The organism is Nocardia sp. CA-145437, from assembly GCF_050956485.1.
In the GTDB taxonomy this organism is placed as follows: Bacteria; Actinomycetota; Actinomycetes; order Mycobacteriales; family Mycobacteriaceae; genus Nocardia.
Map to the genome: position 1 here is coordinate 605,928 of NZ_CP191204.1, position 19,743 is coordinate 625,670.

Consider the following 19,743-nt stretch of genomic DNA (forward strand, 5'->3'; position numbering starts at 1 on the left):
GTGGGCAAAATGAACACAGCGCCGCTGATGACTGGCACGATTGCACCGTGACCACTGCGACGACTCCGAAAGGCGAACGGCGTCGCCATGCACTGGTTTGTGCCGCCGCCGAGCTACTGCTCGAGGGTGGCTTCGAGGCGGTCCGGCACCGCTCGGTGGCGACCCGGGCGGATCTGCCGCTCGCGTCGACCACCTACTACTTCGAATCGCTGGAGGATCTGATCGCGCGGGCGGTCGAATTCTCCGGCACCGCCGAACTCGAGGCCATGCGCCGCCGGGTCGGCGAGGTGACGCACCGCCGCCGCGGCGCGGAGGCGACGGTCGAACTGGTGCTGGACCTGTTGGTGGGCCCCGAGATTCAGGACGAGGACGCGCGCGGCCAGTTGATCGCCCGCTACGAACGCTCGGTCGCCTCGGCCCGCCACCCCGAACTACGAGAGGTCCAGCTGCGACTACGCGCCCAGCTGGACGAACTGCTGACCGATGTCCTGCGTCGGTCCGACCGGGTGGTCCGCCCGGAACAGACCCGCCGTCTGGTGGCGGTAGTCGATGGGGCGGTGGTGACCGCGCTCGGTGAGTTCGACCCCCAACCCCGCCGCATGGCACGCGGGGCGCTGCTCGAGATCATCGACATCGTCGCCCCACCGGCTTAACCCGCAGCACACAGCCGGTAAACTGGCACAACGTGAGTCTTGTGCCGAACGTCCTCGCCACCCGTTACGCCAGCCCCGAGCTGGTTCACCTCTGGTCGCCCGAGAACAAGATCGTGCTCGAGCGGCGGCTGTGGCTCGAGGTTCTCCGGGCGCAGGCCGAGCTGGGGATCGATGTTCCGGCCGGTGTCGTCGAGGACTACGAGCGGGTCATCGATCAAGTCGATCTGAAGTCCATCGCCGAGCGCGAGCGGGTCACCCGCCACGACGTGAAGGCGCGGATCGAGGAGTTCAACGCGCTCGCCGGGCACGAGCACGTGCACAAGGGCATGACCTCCCGCGACCTCACCGAGAATGTGGAGCAGCTGCAGATCCGGCTGTCGCTGCAGCACGTGTACGGCCACGGCGTGGCCATCGCGGCGCGGCTGGCCGAGCGCGCGGCGCAGTACCAGACCCTGGTGATGGCGGGACGCTCGCACAACGTGGCCGCGCAGGCCACCACCCTCGGCAAGCGATTCGCTTCCGCCGCAGACGAATTGCTCATCGCGCTGACCCGGCTGCGGGAGCTCATCGACCGCTACCCGTTGCGCGGCATCAAGGGCCCGATGGGCACCGCCCAGGACATGCTGGACCTGCTCGGCGGCGACGCGGCCAAGCTGGCGCAGCTGGAGCAGAAGGTGTCCAAGCACCTGGGCTTCGCGAACGTCTTCACCAGCGTCGGCCAGATCTACCCGCGCTCGCTGGACCACGACGTGATCTCCGCGCTGGTGCAGGTGGGCGCGGGCCCGTCCTCGTTCGCGCACACCATTCGGCTGATGGCGGGCCACGAGCTGGTCACCGAGGGCTTCCAGCCCGGCCAGGTCGGTTCCTCGGCCATGCCGCACAAGATGAACACCCGCTCCTGCGAGCGCGTCAACGGCCTGCAGGTGGTGCTGCGCGGCTACGGCTCGATGGCCGCCGAGCTGGCGGGCGCACAGTGGAACGAGGGCGACGTGTTCTGCTCGGTGGTGCGCCGCGTCGCGCTGCCGGACGCCTTCTTCGCCATCGACGGCATGATGGAGACCTTCCTGACCGTGCTGGCCGAGTTCGGCGCCTACCCGGCCGTGGTGGACCGCGAGCTCAACCGCTACCTGCCGTTCCTGGCCACCACCCGCATCCTGATGGCGGCGGTGCGCGCGGGCGTGGGCCGCGAGACCGCGCACGAGGTCATCAAGGAGCACGCGGTGGCGGTGGCGCTGGCCATGCGTGAGCAGGGCCGCGAGCCCGATCTGCTGGACCGTCTGGCCGCCGACGATCGGATGCCGCTGGACCGGGCCGCCCTGGACGCGGCGCTGGCCGACCGGTCCGCCTTCATCGGCGCGGCCGAGGCGCAGACCGTCGAGGTGATCGCCCAGGTGCAGAAGCTGGTGGACGCCGACCCGGAGGCGGCCCGCTACACTCCGTCGCCGATCCTGTAGGGGTACAACGACTCTCGGATCTCGCCCCCGGCTCCTGAACGGAGCCGGGGGCGAACGAGTATGTGGCGAGTGTTGCGGGATCGGTTCGCCCGGCGGTCGATGGAGCCGCGGCGGCGGCCGGGAGGTGTGTGGTGTGGGATCGGTTCGCCCGGCAGTCGATGGAGCCGCGGTGGCGGCCGGGCGGTGTGTGGTGTGGGATCGGTTCGCCCGGCGGTCGGTGGAGCCGCGGTGGTGGACGGGAGTCGCGGTGGCGGATGGGCAGCGGGTGGCGCGAGCCTAAGCTGCGGGCATGAATCCTTACACGATCTTCGCCGATATCGTTGCCGGTCGGGCCCCGTCCTCGACGGTGTACGAGGACGAGGATTGCCTGGCGTTCATGGACATTCGGCCGGTGACGCCGGGGCATGTGCTGGTGATTCCCAAGGTGCCGGCGCGGAGTCTGGCGGAGCTGGATCCCGCGATGGGCGGCAAGCTGTTTCAGGTGGGGCAGCGGATCGCGGCGGGTCTGCGGGAGTCCGAGGTCGGCTGCGACGGCGTGAACTTCTTTCTGGCCGACGGGGTGACGGCGGGTCAGGAGGTGTTCCATGTGCATCTGCACGTGATTCCGCGCACTCCGGGGGATGGTTTCGGGTTGCGGGCGCGCCCGACTTCCCCGGCGCGTGCGGACCTCGATTATCTGGCGGGATCTATCAAGGGGGCATTGGCCCGAATTGCCCCGAATTCATAGCTGCCGTGCATTACCATATCCGAACCGTCTGGTTTGCCAAGGACACGCCGTAACCGCATTCCCCGGCGTCACGCGAGTTTCTCGAGTTACGTTGGATTGCGATTGTGGTGGGCTGATGGAGGTGGGGAATGCGCAGAAGAGCCGTTGCCGCAGCTGTTTTGGCAATTGCCGCAGGGTTGCTTTATCCGGCGGCCGCGCCACCGACCATCGCCCGCGCCGCCGAGGTGGTCCGGGTCGACCAGTTGAGCCCCACCCGTTCGGCGCTGTTCATCGACTCGGTGGCAATGGGCCGCACGATCCAGGTGCAGGTGCTGCATCCGGTCGGCGGCGGCGAGCGTCCCACCTACTACCTCCTCGACGGTCTCGATCCCGGCGCCGTCCAGAGCACCTGGACCAATGCCACCGACGCGGAGCCGTTCTTCCAGGGCAAGAACGTGAACGTGGTGCTGCCGATGGGCGGCCAGGCCAGCTACTACACCGACTGGGTGTCCGACGATCCGCGCTTCGGCCGCTACCGGTGGGAAACCTTTCTGACACAGGAACTTCCGCCGATCATCGACGGGTATTTCGCCGGTAACGGCGTGAATGCCATCGGCGGCCTGTCCATGGGCGGGATCGCGGCGTTCGTGCTGGCGGTGCGCCATCCGGAGATGTACCGGGCGGTGGCGGGCTACAGCGCCTGCCCGGACACCACCATCGCGCAGGGCGCCATGATGTTCTCGGTGGCCAATCGCGGCGGGAATCCGCTGAACATGTGGGGCGTGCCGGGCGGTCCGGCCTGGGCCGACCACAATCCGGCGGTGCTGACCGAGGCGTTGCGCGGCAAGACCATCTTCCTGTCCACCGGCACCGGCCTGCCCGGTCCGCACGAGCTGGAGATCAAGCCGCAGTTGCCGGAGAACATCTTCTTCGGCGGTCCCATCGAATTCGGGGTGGACGCCTGCGTCACCGCGTTCGAACAGCGGTTGCGTTCGTCGAACATTCCGGCGCGGGTGGAACATTCACCGGTGGGCACGCATTCGTGGTCGTACTGGCAGGACACGCTGCACAATTCCTGGCCGACCATCAGCGGGGCGATAGGGGCCTGAACATGGTCGCCGGCCGGGCTCGAACGGCGTTGAGCCCGGCTCGCTTCGAGCCGGGCTCGGTCGAATCAGGCTCCGGGCCGGTTGAATTCGCCGTCCTTGGCGCCGGCGACGAAGGCCTCCCACTCGCCGGGAGTGAAGACCAGCACCGGGCCGTCCGGATTCCGGGAATCCCGTAATCCGATGTTTCCACTGGCCAGGAAGGCGATTTCGACGCCGTCGGCGCTGTCGTCCCCGCGCCGCCACACCGCGTCGGCTTCGATCACGCGGTTCTTCGCTTCCACTATCGCCTCCCCTGTGCGCAGACCAGCAGGACTGGTCGGTGATGTAGATCGCACTCATCATGCCAGTGTTTGTGAAGGGTTCGGATCGGATATTCCATCTTCTGTCAGCGGAAGGAGGTATGTGGTGCGCACGCCATGGTCCCCGCAACGCGCAGCCCCGGTCTCCGACAGCTGTGCGGTGGTTCCCGAGCGGTTCTCGGTGGAATTGGCCCACAGCATCCTGCGGATCCACCGAAGTTGCCCGACCGACCAATGCGCTCGCCGGAAGGCGGCCGTTTTCTACCTGTACGAGCAGCGTCTGACAGCCCTGCCGAGGCAGCGCCGCGCCCGTTGACCCCCACCGCGGGGTTCCCCACTAAGTTGGTCCCATGGCTTTGGACAGTGGGAGCACGACGTCAGTCAGCGGCGCGGTGGTGGCGCCGATCGCCAAGCGGGTGCCGACGGAGCGCGTGCACCACGGGGACGTCGTCGTCGAAGAGTACGAGTGGCTGCGGGACAAGGAGAATCCCGAGGTCATCGCGTATCTGGAGGCGGAGAACGCCTACACCGAGGCGCAGACCGCGAAGCTGGGCCCGCTCCGGGCGAAGATCTTCGAGGAGATCAAGGGGCGGACCCAGGAGACCGACCTGTCGCTGCCCACCCGCATGGGCGACTACTGGTACTACTCGCGCACCTTCGAGGGCAAGCAGCACGGTGTGCACTGCCGCTGCCCGATCGCCGACCCGGACGACTGGACCCCGCCCAAGCTGGAGGCCGACGTCGAGATCCCGGGCGAGGAGATCGTGCTCGACTCCAACGAGCTGGCCGAGGGCCACGACTTCTTCGCGCTCGGCGCGTACTCGCTGAGCCACGCCGGTGACATGCTCGCCTACTCGGCCGACACGCTCGGCAACGAGCGGTACACGCTGCGCATCAAGAACCTGCGCACCGGTGAACTGCTGGCCGACGAGATCCCGAATATCGCGCCCGGCGCGACCTGGTCGCTGGACGGCACCCACGTCTTCTATCAGACCCTCGACGACTCCTGGCGGCCCGACAGCGTGTGGCGGCACCGGCTGGGCGCCGAGCAGTCCGCGGACGTCCGGGTCTTCCACGAGCCGGACGAGAGCTTCTGGGTCAGCATCGGCGCCACCCGCTCGGAGCAGTTCCTGGTCATCATGACCGGTTCCAAGATCACCACCGAGAATTGGATCCTGGAGGCGGACAACCCCGAGGGCGAATTCCGGGTACTCATCCCGCGCCGGGAGGGCGTGGAGTACTCGGCCGAGCACGCCGTCATCGGCGGCGAGGACAAGCTGCTCATCCTGCACAACGATGTGGTGGACGGTGTGAAGGCCGTCAACTTCGTGCTGGCCGAGGCCCCGCTGGCCGAGCCCGCCGCCATGAAGATCCTGATCCCGCACCGCGACGACGTACGGCTCGAGGACATCGACGCCTTCGCCGACAAGCTGGTGCTGAGCTACCGCCGCGAGGCGCTGCCCCGGGTCGCGGTGTGGCCGCTGACCGCCGACGGCTACGGCGAGCTGAAGGACATCGACTTCGACCTGGCCCTGTTCTCGGCCGGGCTGAGCGCGAACCCGGAGTGGGAGCAGCCCATGCTGCGCATCGGGCTCACCTCCTTCATCACCCCGACCCAGGTGTTCGACTACGTGCCCGAGACCGGTGAACTGCTGCTGCGCAAGGAGCAGGTGGTGCTCGGCGGGTACGACGCCGACGAGTATGTGCAGCAACGGGATTGGGCGGTGGCCGCGGACGGCACCCGGGTGCCGATCTCGCTGGTGATGCGCCGTGAGACCGCGGCCGCGATGGGCGGGGACGCGGTGGCGGAGCCGAAGCCGTTGCTGCTCTACGGGTACGGCTCCTACGAGGCCGCCATCGACCCGTACTTCTCGGTGGCGCGGCTGTCGCTGCTGGACCGCGGCATGGTGTTCGCGGTGGCGCACGTGCGCGGCGGCGGTGAGATGGGCCGGCTCTGGTACGAGCACGGCAAGACCCTCACCAAGAAGAACACCTTCACCGACTTCGTCTCCGTCGCACGGCATCTGGTGGATTCCGGGGTGACCGCGCCGGACCGCATGGTGGCCGACGGCGGCAGCGCGGGCGGCCTGCTCATGGGCGCGGTGGCGAACCTCGCCCCGGAGCTGTTCGCGGGCATCCTGTCCAACGTGCCGTTCGTGGACCCGCTGACCTCCATCCTCGACCCCTCCCTGCCGCTCACCGTCACCGAGTGGGACGAGTGGGGAAACCCGTTGGAGGACAAGGAAGTCTACGAGTACATGAAGTCCTACTCACCGTACGAGAACGTCACGGCCCAGGACTACCCGGCGATCCTCGCCATCACCGGCCTCAACGACACACGCGTGCTTTACGTCGAGCCCGCCAAGTGGGTGGCCAAACTTCGCGCCACCAAGACCGGCGACTCGCAGCTGCTGCTCAAGACCGAGATGAGCGCCGGCCACGGTGGTGTGAGCGGCCGCTACGAGAAGTGGAAGGAAGTCGCCTTCGAGTTCGCGTGGGTGCTCGACACCGCCGGGGCGGCGGACAACTAGCCACACTCGACGGCGGCCGAATCCTCGGCCGCCGTCACTTCTTCCCGGCCTTCTTCTTGGTCTTGGACTTACGCGCCGCGTGTTTGTGCTTGCCGGTGGCGGACTTGGTCTTCGTGCCGGTGGCCGGCTCGCCATCGGTCTTCGCGTGCCCGCCGAGCTCGGCCTTGATCTTCGCCTGGAGCTCCGCGGTGGGCACCGCCGCGTCGGCGTTGTGGGTGAAGCCGCCCGCGTCCTCGCGGGTGAGCGAGGTCGTCAGCGGGTGCTTGTCGAGCACCTTCATGCCGCGCGCCAGGTCGTCGAGCAGCAGATCGGCCATGTCGTGGGTGAATCCGTGCCGCAGCACGGCCCGCATGATGGTCTCGTCCGCACGGTCGGCGGGCAGCGGGTAGGCCGCGATCAGCCAGCCGCGGGTGCGCAGCCGGTCGGACAGGTCGTAGAGGCTGAGCTTCGACGCCTCCGACGTCTTCCAGGAGACCGCTGTGATGCCGTGCCGGGGGTCGGAGTCGTGGATGAGTTCGAACGGCCCGGTCTCGGTGAGCCCCTCGGCCAGATGCTGTCCGGCGCTGTAGATCGCGGTCTGCACATTGCGGTAGCCGGTGCGGCCGAGCCGGATGAAGTCGTAGTACTGGGTGACGGCCTGCCCGCCGGGCCGGGAGAAGTTCAGATTGAAGGTGGGCATATTGCCGCCCAGATAGTCGACGTTGAAGATGAGTTCGTCGGGCAGGTCCTCCTCGGTGCGCCAGATGGCCCAGCCCGCGCCCAGCGGGGCGAGGCCGGTCTTGTGGCCGGAGGCGTTGATGGACTTGACCCGGGGCAGCCGGAAGTCCCAGCGGATCTCGGGCGCGCAGAAGGGGGCGAGGAAGCCGCCGCTGGCCGCGTCGACGTGGATCGGGATGTCGAGTCCGGTCCGGTCCTGGAGTTCGTCGAGGGCCCGGCTGACGCCCTCGACGTCCTCGAACAGGCCGGTGAAGGTCTGGCCGAAGGTCGGCACCACCATGATGGTGTTCTCGTCGCAGTACGCGGCGATGTCGTCGGGGTGCATGGTGTAGCGGTCGCCGCGTAGCGGAATCTGGCGGATCTCCACGTCGAAGTAGCGGGCGAACTTCTCCCAGCACACCTGCACCGGTCCGCACACGAAGTTGGGGATGCCGCGCCCGCCGCGCTTGCGCCAGCGGAATTTCGCGGCCAGTCCGCCCAGCATGGCCGCCTCGCTGGAGCCGGTGGTGGAGGTGCCGAGAGTGCCCAGGGCGTCGGGCGAGTTCCACAGGTCGGCGAGCATGTGCACGCAGCGCTGCTCGAGCTCGGCGGTCTGCGGGTACTCGTCCTTGTCGACGATGTTCTTGTCGAGGCACTCGTTCATCAGCCGCCGGGCCTCGTCGTCGACCCAGGTGGTGCAGAAGGTGGCCAGGTTCATCCGGGAGACGCCGTCGAGCAGCAGTTCGTCGTGCACGATCTGGTAGGCGACCTGCGGGAAGATCTCGTGTTCGGGAAAGCCCCCGTGCGGTGCGCCGCGCTTGATACCGGGCATCGCGAAAACGTCGTCGGGTTCCAGAATGCCGGTCATGAGGCTCCGATCTCGCGCACACCACGGTTTGCCACATCGATGGTAGCCAGATCGTCTCATCGAAACTGGTTCTGCAACCTACCGTTTCGTAATCGAGAGATAGTTGCTGAACGGTTACTATTCAGCCTTGCGGCGGTGAGCGGGTTCGGTGTTCTGCCTGGAAGGGACCAGTGATGACCGGCACGGTGACCAAGGGGGCGACGGCCACCAAGTATGTACGTGGCGATCGTCATCATCACCATCTACTGGGTGGCGGTGTTCGTGTCCTCGTAGGGCGCCGGCATGAAGACTGGGTGACACGGTCGATTCCGACGACCACCACTGACCACGGGAGGATGCCCATGACCGGTACCGTTGAAACCGAGGATGATTCGGCCACGGCCGCCCTGCGCGCGGCGGTGAGGGAACTCATGCCGCGGGCGAAAAGCGATCTCGCCCAGCTCGTCTCGTTCAAGTCGGTGTACGACGCCCGGCAGTTCCCGATCGAGGAATGCGAGAAGACCGCGAAGTGGGTGGCCGACGCCTTCAGGGCGGAGGGCCTCACCGATGTCGGACTGTACGAGACGCCCGACGGCAGCAAGGCCGTGGTCGCGCGCAGCGAGACCCCCGCGGGCGCGCCGACCATCCTGCTGTACTGCCACTACGACGTGCAGCCGCCGCTCGACGACGCCGCCTGGCAGACCCCGGTCTGGCAGCTCACCGAGAAGAACGGCCGCTGGTACGGGCGCGGCGCCGCCGACTGCAAGGGCAATATCGTCATGCACCTGACCGCGCTGCGGGCGCTGCGCAAGGTGTACGGCGACGACTTCCCGGTCGGGCTGGTGCTGGTGTCGGAGGGCTCCGAGGAGCAGGGCACCGGCGGCCTGGAGGAGTTCGTCCCCGGCAATGCCGACCTGCTGCGCGCCGACACCCTCCTGATCTGCGACTGCGGCAACTTCGCGGTCGGCGTGCCCACCTTCACCCAGACCCTGCGTGGCAATGTGAACGTGGTCGTCACCGTCGAAACACTCTCCAGCCCCATGCATTCCGGTATGTTCGGCGGCCCCGCGCCGGACGCGCTCGCGGCCATGATCCACCTGCTGGGCACGCTGCGCGACCCGGAGGGCAACACCACCGTCGACGGCCTGCGCAACGACCAGGTGTGGGAGGGTCACGACTACCCGGAGGCCCAATTCCGTTCCGACGCGGGCGTTCTCGACGGCGTCGGCCTGGTGGGCGGCGGCAGGGTGGCCGACATGCTGTGGGCGCGACCGGCTCTGACCGTGCTCGGCATGGACGTCCCGGCCGTGGTCGGCTCCTCGGCGGCCATCCAGCCGAAGACCCGGGCGCGCCTGAACCTGCGCATCCCGCCGGGCACCAAGCCGGACGAGGCGCTGAAAGCCCTGACCGCGCACCTGAAGTCGCACGCGCCGTGGCACGCGAAGGTGACCGTGGAGACCGAGGCCACCGGCTCGCCGTTCGTCGGCAGCGCCGACGGCCCGGCGCGGCGGGCCATGTCGTCGGCCATGGAGGCCGCCTACGGGCGGCCCGCGACCACCGAAGGGCAGGGCGGCTCGATCCCGCTGTGCACCGTCTTCGCCGACACCTATCCGGAAGCCGAGATCATGCTCATGGGGGTCGAGGAACCCAAGTGCCTGATCCACGCGCCGAACGAGAGCGTCGATCCGACGGAGATCGAGAACATGGCCCTCGCCGAGGCGCTTTTCCTGGCTTCCTACCGTTAGATCAGGTCAGCGGTATTTTTTTCGCGTTCTGCCGTGGGCGTGCCGGAGTCGGTGAACACTTGACTGGTCATATCGGTCAGAGAAGGGAAGGTTCGCCGACTCGAGGGAGCCAGCATGAAGCACGGCAGAACCCCGGCCACCGCGGCCGCGTTCCTCACCACCGTCACACTCTCATCGCTGTTCATCACCTCCGGCACCACCACGGCCGCCCCGGAAGACGTCACCGTCACCGCGAGCCTGGCCGACAGAACCGCCTCGATCGCACTCGACAACGGCAGCTTCGCCGTCGAGAACGGCAATCTCGTCATCCGCGAGCCGGGCGGGCGGGTCGTCCGCACCCTGGCGCTGTACTACAAGGTCGACGACCTCCGGTACCCGATCCGGGCACTGGTCTCCGACCAGTCGGTCGAGCTGACCCCGGAATCCGATCCCGGCCAGGCCATCCTCGACCCCGCCCCCGGCACCCTGCCGATGCCCGACACCCAGCAGCAGCAACAGGACAGGTTCGACACCACCGTCGCGCAGGGCGCGGCCATCGGCGCGCTCGCCGGCGGCATTCCGGGAGCGGGGGCGGGCTGTGTCCTCGGCGCGGGACCGGGCGCGGGCGTCGGAGCCATCGCGGGCGGTGTGCTCGGGTTCATCGCGGGCATCATCGCGGCCGCGCTGCTGGCGCCGATCATCGTCTCCGGCGAGATGGCGCTGGCGCCCGGATTCGCGGCGGCCGGTGCGGCGCTCGGCGTCGCGGGCGGTGCGATCACCGGCACCATCGGCGGCTGCACCCTGGGCGCGGCCATCATCGGCGGCGCGAGCGCCCTGGTCGGTGCTCTGGTGGGCGCCGGGGTCGGGGCGGCGGTCGCGCAGTTCACCACGAATCCGCCTCCGCCGCAGTAGTTTCCAGGAACTCGCGCCGCCGGGCGGTGGCCGCTCCCGCCCGGTGGCGCGGAATCAGAATTCGGCGTTGTCCTCGGGTTCCACGACCCGGAATTCGGTATTGGCCGGACCCATTTCGGCCAGTCGACCGAAATAGATGCCCTGTGCCGCGGGCTCGATGATCCCGTAGTGGATGGGGAAGGCGATGCGGGGATTTACCGCCCGCAGGTAATCGACGGCCTCACTGATACGCATCCACGGTGCGACGGCGGGAATGGCGAGAACCCCGACCGGTGTCGGCGGAACCCACAGTGAATCACCGGGATGGACGAGTTGGGACGGATCTTCCGCGGTGCCGAGTTGGAAGACAGTGTTGTCTATTACCGGGATCTCGGGGTGGATGACCGCGTGCCGGCCACCGCCGCCGGTAATTTGGACGTCACCGACTTTCAGAACATTTCCGGCATGGACCGCCTCCCAGGGCTCACCCCGCTGCAGCGCGGTCTGCGGGTCGGACAGCAGCCTGGCCTGCGGATTCGCCTCGATCAGGGCCCCGATCCGGTTCGAGTCGATGTGGTCGGGGTGCTGATGGGTGACCGCGATCGCGTCCAATCCGGTGATGCCCTCGAATCCGTGCGAGAAATTGCCCGGATCGAATAGGATCTTCGCGCCGTGCAGTTCCACCAGAATGCAGGAATGTCCGAAATGGGCTATGCGCATGGGACAACGGTAGCCCCGCACCGGCCTGGCACGCTCCGTCAGTCGCCCCGGGTCGCGGCGGACCCCGCTGTGGCGCAGGCCACGGACGGGCTGTGGCGCAGGCCACGGACGGTCGGCCCCGGCGCGGCCCGCGCCGCCCAGGCCAACTACGCTGATCAGCGATACCCCCCGCTCGGCCTGGCATGCATGGACCGAGCGCCGCCCCACCAGCTGAGGAGCAACGCGTGGCACGTGTCGTGGTCGAGGTGATGCCGAAGGCCGAGATCCTGGATCCGCAGGGACAGGCCATCGTCGGAGCGCTGGGGCGTCTCGGGCACCCCGGGATCTCGGATGTGCGGCAGGGCAAGCGATTCGAGCTGGACGTCGCCGACGACGTCAGCGACGCCGATCTCGAGCAGATCGCCGAAACGCTGCTGGCCAACGTCGTGATCGAGGACTGGAAGGTCGTCCGGCTGTGAGCGCCCGCATCGGTGTCATCACCTTCCCGGGCACGCTCGACGACGTCGACGCCGCCCGGGCCGTGAAACTGGCCGGATCCGAGCCCGTTTCGCTGTGGCACGCCGATGCCGACCTCAAGCAGGTCGACGCGGTCGTGGTCCCCGGCGGGTTCTCCTACGGCGACTACCTGCGCGCGGGCGCCATCGCCTCGATGGCCCCCGTCATGGGTGAGGTCATCAAGGCCGCCGAGCAGGGCATGCCGATCCTGGGCATCTGCAACGGCTTCCAGATCCTGTGCGAGGCGGGCCTGCTGCCGGGTGCGCTGACCCGCAACGAGGGCCTGCACTTCGTCTGCCGCGACCAGTGGCTGACCGTCGAGCAGACCGACACCGCCTGGACCACCCGCTACGAGCCGGGCGCCCAGATCCTCATCCCCGTCAAGAACGCCGAGGGCCGCTTCCAGGCGTCCGCCGAGGTGCTCGACGAGCTCGAGGGCGAGGGCCGCGTGGTCTTCCGCTACGCGGGCGGCAACCCCAACGGGTCGCAGCGCGACATCGCGGGCATCACCTCCGCGAACCGTCGCATCGTCGGCCTGATGCCGCACCCCGAGCACGCCACCGAGCCGCTCACCGGCCCCAGCGACGACGGCCTGGGCCTGTTCCTGTCCGTGCTGGACAGCCTGGTCTCCGCGTAATCACGCGAGCACGACCGAACAACTAGATTCCGTCCAGGATCTCGAAGTCGATGCCGCCCGCCCTGGCCAGCCAGGTCGGGCGGATCGCTTGTCGGCCCTCGAATCCGAGCTCGCCCCACGGGGTTTCGACGACCGGACGGTCCGCGATCGCGGACTGGATCCGCCGCACGTCCAATGATCCGGCCAGCTCCGCCATGCCGCGCAGGGTGTGGACGGCCTCGTAACTGGTGTTGCTGAAGTTCGTCAGGGAGGGCGCGAAGCCCCCGTGTAGTCGGCGATAGCGGTCCAGCCGCTCCCGGTCGTGCGGGCCGTTCACGAAGAATCCGGACGGCACGAACAGATTGTGGTTGGCGCCGCCGCCCGCGGCCAGCAGCACGTTCTCGTCGACCGCCGGGCTCACCCGGACCTGCTGCGCGGTCCGGCCGGTGCGGGTGAACTGCACATTGAAGCGGGCCACGTCCGCGCCCACCAGCAGCACGATCACCCCGTCCGCCTGATCCAGCCGCGGATCGTCGAGGAAGTCCCGGAAGTCGCGGGTGTTCATGGGCACGAACACCTCCAGCGGGATCAGGTCCGGATCCGTGAGCGCGGCCCGCACGGCCGCCGCCGTGCGCCGCGGCCACACGTAATCGTTGCCGATGATCGCCCAGCGGCGCGCGTCGCAGGAGCGGCGCAGCCAGTCCAGGGCGGGCAGGATCTGATGCCGGGGGTCCGCGCCGATCATGAACAGGCCCGCGGGAGCCGAAGCCGAGTTCAGGCCCTCGTGATCGGTGGCGAACAGATACGGCACCCGCCCCGCGGTCACCCGCTCCACCGCCCGCCGCACCGCCGAGGTGTGCCATCCCGTGACAGCCCGCACCAGGCCGGTGGCCAGCAGCGCGGACACCTCCGCCGCCACCACGGGCGGTTCCCGGCCCCCGTCTATGTGGGTGACGCGCAATTCTCTTCCCAGAATTCCGGTACCGGAGTTGATTTCTTCCAACGCCAGAGAAATGGCCGCCTCACAGGAAGGCCCGAAGATACCGCCGGGACCCTGCTGCGGAACTATGTTGATGATCTCGAAGACGTTCTCGGGATTCCCGTCGAACGGGGACATCGGTTACCCTTCCCCTCGTTCAAGCGGTTTTTCTGACGGGCGGGAAATATGGCGACAATTCTAGGTGGATTTTCCACCTTGCATGGAGCCCTCCGGGCGGCCGAGCGGAGTTGGCTTCGTCACCTGGACGCCGCGCTGTGCGCGCGACGGCTGACCGCCGACCAGTGGTGCATGCTCACCAACCTCTCCGCCGACATCGGCATCACCATGAGTGAACTGGCGACGCGGGCCCAGCTGGCCCCGTCGTCGGCCACCCGGCACGCCGATCACCTGGCCGAGCGCGGACTCATCTTCCGGGTCGCCGCGGCCGACGACCGCCGCCGCATCCTCATCGGATTGAGCCGCCGCGGCGAGGAACTCGTCGCCGAGGTGCGCGCCGAGGAAGCCCGCGCCGAGGCCGACATGCGCCGCAGTCTCGGCAGTGACGACTACCTCGAACTGGTCCGCCTGCTCGGCCGGGTCGCCGAAGCCCCGCTCCCCGGGAACTGAACCGAGGTTCCTTAGTATCGGGGGATGCCTGTTGCCGAGACCACCGCGACCGCCGCCGGCCTGTGTGAATTCATCGATGCCTCCCCGTCGCCGTTCCACGTCTGCCGCACTGTCGCAGCGGAACTCGACGACCTCGGCTTCACCCGGCTCTCCGAATCGGCGCCCTGGCCCTCCAGCAGCGCGGGCCGCTACTACGTGGTGCGCGGCGGCTCGCTGGTCGCGTGGGCGGACGGCGGACCCGGCACGCCCACCGGCTTCCGCGCCGGGCAGGCCACGCCCTTCCGCGTGGTCGGCGCGCACACCGACAGCCCCAACCTGAGGGTGAAGCAGCACCCGGACCTGGCCGTCGCGGGCTGGCAGCTGGTCGGGCTGGAACCCTACGGCGGGGCCTGGCTCAACTCCTGGCTCGACCGCGATCTCGGCATCTCCGGGCGGCTCTCGGTACGCGATGGAAACATGGTGCGGGAGAAGCTGATTCGCATCGACGAGCCGCTCCTGCGGGTGCCGCAACTGGCCATCCACCTCTCCGACGATCGGCGCGGGGTACAGCTGGACCCGCAGCGGCACGTGAACGCGGTGTGGGGGATCGGCGGCGAACCGCGATCGTTCATGGCGTTCATCGCCGAACGGGCCGGCATCGAGGCGGACGGCGTGCTCGGCTGGGAGCTGATGACCCATGATCTGGTGCCGTCCAAGCTGATCGGCCGTGACCTGGATCTGGTGAGCGCGCCCCGGCTCGACAATCAGGGCACCTGCTACGCCGGCCTGCGCGCCTTCCTGGCCGCCATCGCCGAACCCGGCGCGGCGGTGCCGGTGCTGGCCATGTTCGACCACGAGGAGGTCGGCAGCCAATCCGACCGCGGCGCGCAATCGGACCTGCTGCCCACGGTGCTCGAACGCATCGTGCTCACCCGCGGCGGCGGCCGCGCCGAATACCTGGCGGCCCTGTCCGGTTCGATCTGCGCTTCGGGCGACATGGCGCACGCGACCCACCCCAACTACCCGGACCGGCACGAACCGGCCCACCGCATCGAGGTGAACGGGGGACCGGTGCTCAAGGTCAACCAGAACCTGCGCTACGCCACCGACGCCACCGGCGCGGGCGCGTTCGCGCTCGCCTGCGCGCAGGCCGACGTGCCGTTGCAGCGCTATGTGCACCGTGCCGACCTGCCGTGCGGCTCCACCATCGGGCCGATGACCGCGGCCCGCACCGGCATGCCCACGGTGGATGTCGGCGCGGCCCAGCTGGCCATGCACTCGGCGCGGGAAATGATGGGCGCGGCCGATGTGGCCGCGTACGCGGCAGCGCTCGCGGCGTTCCTGACGCCGGAAGCCGTGCGCTGATCCAGTTTCCGAAACGACGAAGGGCCGCCCGCGCGATCCGTGCGGGCGGCCCTCTCGCTTCGGGGTGCTAGGCCCTCGACAGTTCGGCGTCGGCCGCCGCGGGCTTCGGGTGATACGTCAGTGCCGCCACCACGAACACGATCAGCGTGAACAGCACGTAGCTGTTGCCGACGATCTGCTGCCACCAGTTCCAGGTGAGCTCACGGTCGTGGTCGTGCGGGAGCAGCCACATCGGGCCGATCGCGAACATCACCACGGCCGCGCCGACCGCGCCCAGGAACCACGGATTGCGGCGGCCGCGGGAGATCGCGTCGGCGGCCACGATCAGCGCGGGCGCGATCCACACCCAGTGATGCGACCAGGAGACCGGCGAAACCAGCAGCACCGCCGCTGCATTCACCATCAGCGCGGCCACGTTCGAGCCCGCGTCCAGCAGTCGCTTCATCCACAGCGCGGCCAGGGCCACCGCGGCCACCGACAGCACCAGCCAGATCAGCGTGGACATCGAGGTCGAGTAGCCGAGCCGGAACACGAAGCCCTTGATCGACTGATTGCCCGCGTACCAGGGCGGGCCGATGCGGCCGGTATCGGCCAGGGTGTGGAACCAGTACTCCGGCGAATCGTGCGGGAACAGCACGAAACCGACCGCCACCGCGCCGATGGCGGACACGATGAGCGTGATCGCGCCCTTCCAGTCCTTGCGCAGCAGGAAGTAGAGGAGATAGCCGCCGGGGGTCAGCTTCACCGACACCGCGATGCCGATCAGCATGCCGCGCGGCCAGAAGGTCTTGCGCGCCAGGCAGTCCAGCGCCACCGCGGCCATCAGCACCAGGTTGATCTGGCCGAACCCGTAGGTCTGGCGGATCGGTTCCAGCAGTTGCAGCAGCGCGACCGCGCCGACCACGATCGCCAGGCGGGTCTGCCAGGCCAGGGTCGGGCGGATCCGGTCCAGCACCACCCACAGGGTCACGCCCAGCGAGGCGATCGACACCGCCAGCACCGCCCATTCGGCGACCGCCAGCGGCATCAGGGCCAGCGGCGCGAAGAACAGCGCGGCCAACGGGGGATAGGTGAACGGCAGTCCGAGTCCGTAGACCGGCGGCATCGGGCCGTACAGATCCTTGCCGTCGAGCCAGGCCCGCGCACCGTTGCGGTACACCTGCAGGTCGATGTATCCGTGCCAGAGCTTGGCCTGATAGCTGATGAAAGCGGACACCGCGAACAGTGCGACCGCGACCAGGAGCAGCTCTCCCTGCCGTCGAGTCAGCCCCGCAGGCGTGGTCACGGGTTGTTCGGTCGGATCCGCGACCCCGGATCGATCGTTCACCGCCACAGAGTAGCTCCCCCGCCTCCCCGAGACTGCTCCCCCGCCTCCCCGGGACTTCAGCGCACGGCTCGGGTGCCGCGGCCGGACCTGCATGCGGACCGGCGGCCGGGAGCCGAGGCAATTTCGGGCATACCCGGCGAGTTACCCCGGTCGGCGGCAAATCAGTTGGCGCTTCGGCACACGAAACCCGTAGTGGGTGTGGGCGGGGCTGTGAGTGCCGAGAAGTGGTCCCGGACACAGCGATGGGCGGGGTAAGGGCCTGATTTGGTCGGCAATTAGACTCGGTTCGTATCTCGCCGACATCCAGCCACGCGGGCATTCGCTTCCGACCTGCCCGGCCGAAAGGACTCTGGTATTCCCGTGACCAGCCACGTCGATACCGTCAGCAACGCCGCGGCCACCTCGGACCACCCGCAGCCCTACAAGGAACTCGGCCTCAAGGACGACGAGTACGCCCGGATCAAGGAGATCCTCGGGCGCCGTCCCACCGACGCCGAGCTCGCCATGTACTCGGTGATGTGGTCGGAGCACTGCTCCTACAAGTCCTCCAAGGTGCACCTGCGCTACTTCGGTGAGACCACCACCGACGAGATGAAGAAGTCGATGCTCGCGGGCATCGGCGAGAACGCCGGCGTGGTCGACATCGGCGACGGCTGGGCGGTCACCTTCAAGGTCGAATCGCACAACCACCCCTCCTACGTGGAGCCCTACCAGGGTGCGGCGACCGGCGTCGGCGGCATCGTGCGCGACATCATGGCCATGGGCGCGCGCCCGATCGCGGTGATGGACCAGCTGCGCTTCGGCGCGGCCGACCACCCGGACACCCGGCGCGTGGTCGACGGCGTCGTCCGCGGTGTCGGCGGCTACGGCAACTCGCTGGGCCTGCCGAACGTGGGCGGCGAGACCGTGTTCGACTCGTCCTACCAGGGCAATCCGCTCGTCAACGCGCTGTGCGCGGGCGTCATGCGGGTCGAGGACCTGCACCTGGCCTTCGCCTCCGGCCAGGGCAACAAGATCATCTTGTTCGGCGCGCGCACCGGCCTCGACGGCATCGGCGGCGTGTCCGTGCTCGCCTCGGACACCTTCTCCGGCGACGAATCCGGCTCCGGCCGCAAGAAGCTCCCCAGCGTCCAGGTCGGCGACCCGTTCGCCGAGAAGGTCCTCATCGAGTGCTGTCTCGAGCTGTACCACGCCGGACTCGTGGTCGGCATCCAGGACCTCGGCGGCGCCGGCCTGTCCTGCGCCACCTCCGAACTGGCCGCGGCCGGTGACGGCGGCATGCTGGTCGACCTGGACCAGGTCCCGCTGCGCGCCGCCGGCATGACCGCCGCCGAGATCCTGTCGAGCGAATCGCAGGAGCGCATGTGCGCGGTCGTCACCCCCGAGAACGTGGACGCCTTCATGGCCGTCTGCAAGAAGTGGGATGTCAACGCCAACGTCATCGGTGAGGTCACCGACGGCGACCGCCTGGTCATCACCTGGCACGGCGAGACCGTCGTCGACGTGCCGCCGCGCACCGTCGCCCACCAGGGCCCGGTCTACGAGCGCCCGGTGCAGCGGCCCGCGGATCAGGATGCGCTGAACGCGGATTCGGCCTCGCGCCTGAACCGCCCGCAGACCGGCGACGAACTGCGCGCCACCCTGATGAAGATGCTGGCCAGCCCGCAGCTGTGCTCGCGCAAGTGGATCACCGAGCAGTACGACCGCTACGTGCGCGGCAACACCGTGCTCGCCGAGCACGCCGACGCCGGCGTGGTCCGCATCGACGAGGAGTCCGGCCGCGGCATCGCCCTGGCCACCGACGCCTCCGGCCGCTACACCAAGCTGGACCCGTACACCGGCGCGCAGCTGGCGCTGGCCGAGGCCTTCCGCAATGTCGCCGTCACCGGCGCCACCCCGAAGGCCGTCACCAACTGCCTCAACTTCGGTTCGCCGGAGGACCCGGGCGTCATGTGGCAGTTCCAGCAGGCCGTGCGCGGTCTCGCGGACGGCTGTGCGGCCCTGGGCATTCCGGTCACCGGCGGCAATGTGTCCTTCTACAACCAGACCGGCCAGACCGCCATCCTGCCGACCCCCGTGGTCGGCGTGCTCGGCGTCATCGACGATGTGCACCGCCGCATCCCGACCGGCCTGGGCACCGAGCCCGGCGAGACCCTGATCCTGCTCGGCGAGACCCGCGACGAGCTCGACGGCTCCATCTGGGCGCAGGTCGAGCACGACCACCTCGGCGGCCTGCCCCCGAAGGTCGACTTCGCCCGCGAGCAGCTGATCTCCGAGATCCTGGTCTCCGGCTCCCGCGACGGCATGGTCTCCGCCGCGCACGACGTCTCCGAGGGCGGCCTCATCCAGACCGTCGTCGAGGCCGCGCTGGCCGGCGAAACCGCCTGCCGCATCATCCTTCCCGAGGGCGCCGACCCGTTCGTCACCCTCTTCTCCGAGTCCGCCGGCCGCGTCCTGGTCGCCGTCCCCCGCTCGGAGGAAACCCGCTTCACCAAGATGTGCGACGCGCGCGGCCTCCCCTGGGCCCGCATCGGCGTCGTCGACGACGGCTCCGACTCCGTCGAGGTCCAGGGCCTGTTCAAGGCCACCCTCGACGAGCTCCGCGCCGCCCACGAGGGCACCCTCCCCGCCCTGTTCGGCAACGCCGACCACTGAGCGGTCGCCCACGGCGCTGAACCGTAGCGGCCACACAGCCGTAGGAATGATCGAGAGCCCGCCCGGTTCG

General features: G+C 68.8%; 17 protein-coding genes. 12 read left to right on the forward strand and 5 right to left on the reverse strand.

Annotation, left to right across the window (positions count from 1 at the left end):
• Positions 1-47 precede the first annotated feature (47 nt).
• The 4 genes from ACQPYY_RS02845 to ACQPYY_RS02860 all read left to right on the forward strand — a co-directional run bounded on the left by ACQPYY_RS02845 (position 48) and on the right by ACQPYY_RS02860 (position 3,922).
• Positions 48-653 (forward strand): TetR/AcrR family transcriptional regulator, encoded by a 606-nt coding sequence (locus tag ACQPYY_RS02845; RefSeq protein ID WP_357089689.1) that lies wholly within the window; start codon positions 48-50, stop codon positions 651-653.
• Positions 654-685: 32 nt separating this feature from the next.
• Positions 686-2,107, forward strand: a complete 1,422-nt coding sequence (gene purB / locus ACQPYY_RS02850) for an adenylosuccinate lyase (RefSeq protein WP_433592664.1) — start codon at positions 686-688, stop codon at positions 2,105-2,107.
• 289 nt (positions 2,108-2,396) lie between these two features.
• Positions 2,397-2,834, forward strand: coding sequence for an HIT family protein (locus tag ACQPYY_RS02855; RefSeq protein WP_433592665.1), 438 nt, complete (start codon positions 2,397-2,399; stop codon positions 2,832-2,834).
• A gap of 128 nt (positions 2,835-2,962) precedes the next feature.
• Positions 2,963-3,922, forward strand: coding sequence for an alpha/beta hydrolase (locus ACQPYY_RS02860; RefSeq protein ID WP_379105913.1), 960 nt, complete (start codon positions 2,963-2,965; stop codon positions 3,920-3,922).
• A 65-nt stretch (positions 3,923-3,987) separates the two neighbouring features.
• Here the strand turns inward: ACQPYY_RS02860 and ACQPYY_RS02865 are convergent, their stop codons facing one another.
• Positions 3,988-4,203: a DUF397 domain-containing protein gene (locus ACQPYY_RS02865; protein ID WP_379105911.1), complete on the reverse strand. Its 216-nt coding sequence runs from the start codon at positions 4,201-4,203 to the stop codon at positions 3,988-3,990.
• 368 nt (positions 4,204-4,571) lie between these two features.
• Here ACQPYY_RS02865 and ACQPYY_RS02870 point away from each other — a divergent pair, with 368 nt between their 5' ends.
• Entirely contained in the window at positions 4,572-6,752 is a 2,181-nt protein-coding gene (locus ACQPYY_RS02870; protein WP_433592666.1) for a S9 family peptidase, read from the forward strand.
• A gap of 34 nt (positions 6,753-6,786) precedes the next feature.
• Here ACQPYY_RS02870 and ACQPYY_RS02875 read toward each other — a convergent pair whose 3' ends face one another.
• Complete coding sequence (locus tag ACQPYY_RS02875) at positions 6,787-8,316, reverse strand: glutamate decarboxylase (RefSeq protein ID WP_433592667.1); 1,530 nt, start codon at positions 8,314-8,316, stop codon at positions 6,787-6,789.
• 341 nt (positions 8,317-8,657) lie between these two features.
• Here ACQPYY_RS02875 and ACQPYY_RS02880 point away from each other — a divergent pair, with 341 nt between their 5' ends.
• Together ACQPYY_RS02880 and ACQPYY_RS02885 are read left to right on the forward strand one after the other, a co-directional pair.
• Entirely contained in the window at positions 8,658-10,040 is a 1,383-nt protein-coding gene (locus ACQPYY_RS02880; RefSeq protein ID WP_433592668.1) for a dipeptidase, read from the forward strand.
• A 114-nt stretch (positions 10,041-10,154) separates the two neighbouring features.
• Complete coding sequence (locus ACQPYY_RS02885) at positions 10,155-10,931, forward strand: hypothetical protein (protein WP_433592669.1); 777 nt, start codon at positions 10,155-10,157, stop codon at positions 10,929-10,931.
• A gap of 54 nt (positions 10,932-10,985) precedes the next feature.
• Here ACQPYY_RS02885 and ACQPYY_RS02890 read toward each other — a convergent pair whose 3' ends face one another.
• A complete protein-coding gene (locus ACQPYY_RS02890; RefSeq protein ID WP_379105901.1) occupies positions 10,986-11,630 on the reverse strand; it encodes an MBL fold metallo-hydrolase in 645 nt (214 codons plus the stop codon).
• 224 nt (positions 11,631-11,854) lie between these two features.
• Here ACQPYY_RS02890 and purS point away from each other — a divergent pair, with 224 nt between their 5' ends.
• The gene (gene purS / locus ACQPYY_RS02895) at positions 11,855-12,088 is read left to right on the forward strand and encodes a phosphoribosylformylglycinamidine synthase subunit PurS (RefSeq protein WP_357089657.1); all 234 of its coding nucleotides are present in this window, start codon (positions 11,855-11,857) and stop codon (positions 12,086-12,088) included.
• Positions 12,085-12,762, forward strand: a complete 678-nt coding sequence (gene purQ / locus ACQPYY_RS02900) for a phosphoribosylformylglycinamidine synthase subunit PurQ (protein ID WP_379105899.1) — start codon at positions 12,085-12,087, stop codon at positions 12,760-12,762. Before purS ends, purQ begins: the two co-directional genes overlap by 4 nt.
• Before the next feature lie 22 nt (positions 12,763-12,784).
• On the opposite strand, the gene ACQPYY_RS02905 is transcribed toward purQ, so the two are convergent.
• Positions 12,785-13,858 (reverse strand): substrate-binding domain-containing protein, encoded by a 1,074-nt coding sequence (locus ACQPYY_RS02905; protein ID WP_433592670.1) that lies wholly within the window; start codon positions 13,856-13,858, stop codon positions 12,785-12,787.
• Positions 13,859-13,936: 78 nt separating this feature from the next.
• Here ACQPYY_RS02905 and ACQPYY_RS02910 point away from each other — a divergent pair, with 78 nt between their 5' ends.
• Positions 13,937-14,347 carry a MarR family winged helix-turn-helix transcriptional regulator gene (locus ACQPYY_RS02910; protein ID WP_379105895.1) on the forward strand — a complete coding sequence of 137 codons (411 nt, stop codon included), beginning with the start codon at positions 13,937-13,939 and terminating at the stop codon, positions 14,345-14,347.
• Between the two features lie 24 nt (positions 14,348-14,371).
• Positions 14,372-15,691 (forward strand): M18 family aminopeptidase, encoded by a 1,320-nt coding sequence (locus tag ACQPYY_RS02915; RefSeq protein WP_433592671.1) that lies wholly within the window; start codon positions 14,372-14,374, stop codon positions 15,689-15,691.
• A 67-nt stretch (positions 15,692-15,758) separates the two neighbouring features.
• Here the strand turns inward: ACQPYY_RS02915 and ACQPYY_RS02920 are convergent, their stop codons facing one another.
• The gene (locus tag ACQPYY_RS02920) at positions 15,759-17,018 is read right to left on the reverse strand and encodes a glycosyltransferase 87 family protein (protein WP_433592672.1); all 1,260 of its coding nucleotides are present in this window, start codon (positions 17,016-17,018) and stop codon (positions 15,759-15,761) included.
• Between the two features lie 360 nt (positions 17,019-17,378).
• On the opposite strand from ACQPYY_RS02920, the gene purL reads away from it, so the two are divergent.
• On the forward strand, positions 17,379-19,673 hold the full coding sequence (gene purL, locus ACQPYY_RS02925; protein ID WP_379105888.1) for a phosphoribosylformylglycinamidine synthase subunit PurL: 2,295 nt from the start codon (positions 17,379-17,381) through the stop codon (positions 19,671-19,673).
• The last annotated feature ends 70 nt before the right edge of the window (positions 19,674-19,743 follow it).

Coding starts and splice junctions, on each gene's coding strand:
- ACQPYY_RS02860 (WP_379105913.1), top strand. CDS start 2,963: ATGCGCAGAAGAGCCGTTGCCGCAGCTGTTTTGGCAATTGCCGCAGGG.
- ACQPYY_RS02885 (WP_433592669.1), top strand. CDS start 10,155: ATGAAGCACGGCAGAACCCCGGCCACCGCGGCCGCGTTCCTCACCACC.
- ACQPYY_RS02870 (WP_433592666.1), top strand. CDS start 4,572: ATGGCTTTGGACAGTGGGAGCACGACGTCAGTCAGCGGCGCGGTGGTG.
- ACQPYY_RS02875 (WP_433592667.1), bottom strand. CDS start 8,316: ATGACCGGCATTCTGGAACCCGACGACGTTTTCGCGATGCCCGGTATC.
- ACQPYY_RS02890 (WP_379105901.1), bottom strand. CDS start 11,630: ATGCGCATAGCCCATTTCGGACATTCCTGCATTCTGGTGGAACTGCAC.
- ACQPYY_RS02905 (WP_433592670.1), bottom strand. CDS start 13,858: ATGTCCCCGTTCGACGGGAATCCCGAGAACGTCTTCGAGATCATCAAC.
- ACQPYY_RS02915 (WP_433592671.1), top strand. CDS start 14,372: ATGCCTGTTGCCGAGACCACCGCGACCGCCGCCGGCCTGTGTGAATTC.
- ACQPYY_RS02855 (WP_433592665.1), top strand. CDS start 2,397: ATGAATCCTTACACGATCTTCGCCGATATCGTTGCCGGTCGGGCCCCG.
- ACQPYY_RS02880 (WP_433592668.1), top strand. CDS start 8,658: ATGACCGGTACCGTTGAAACCGAGGATGATTCGGCCACGGCCGCCCTG.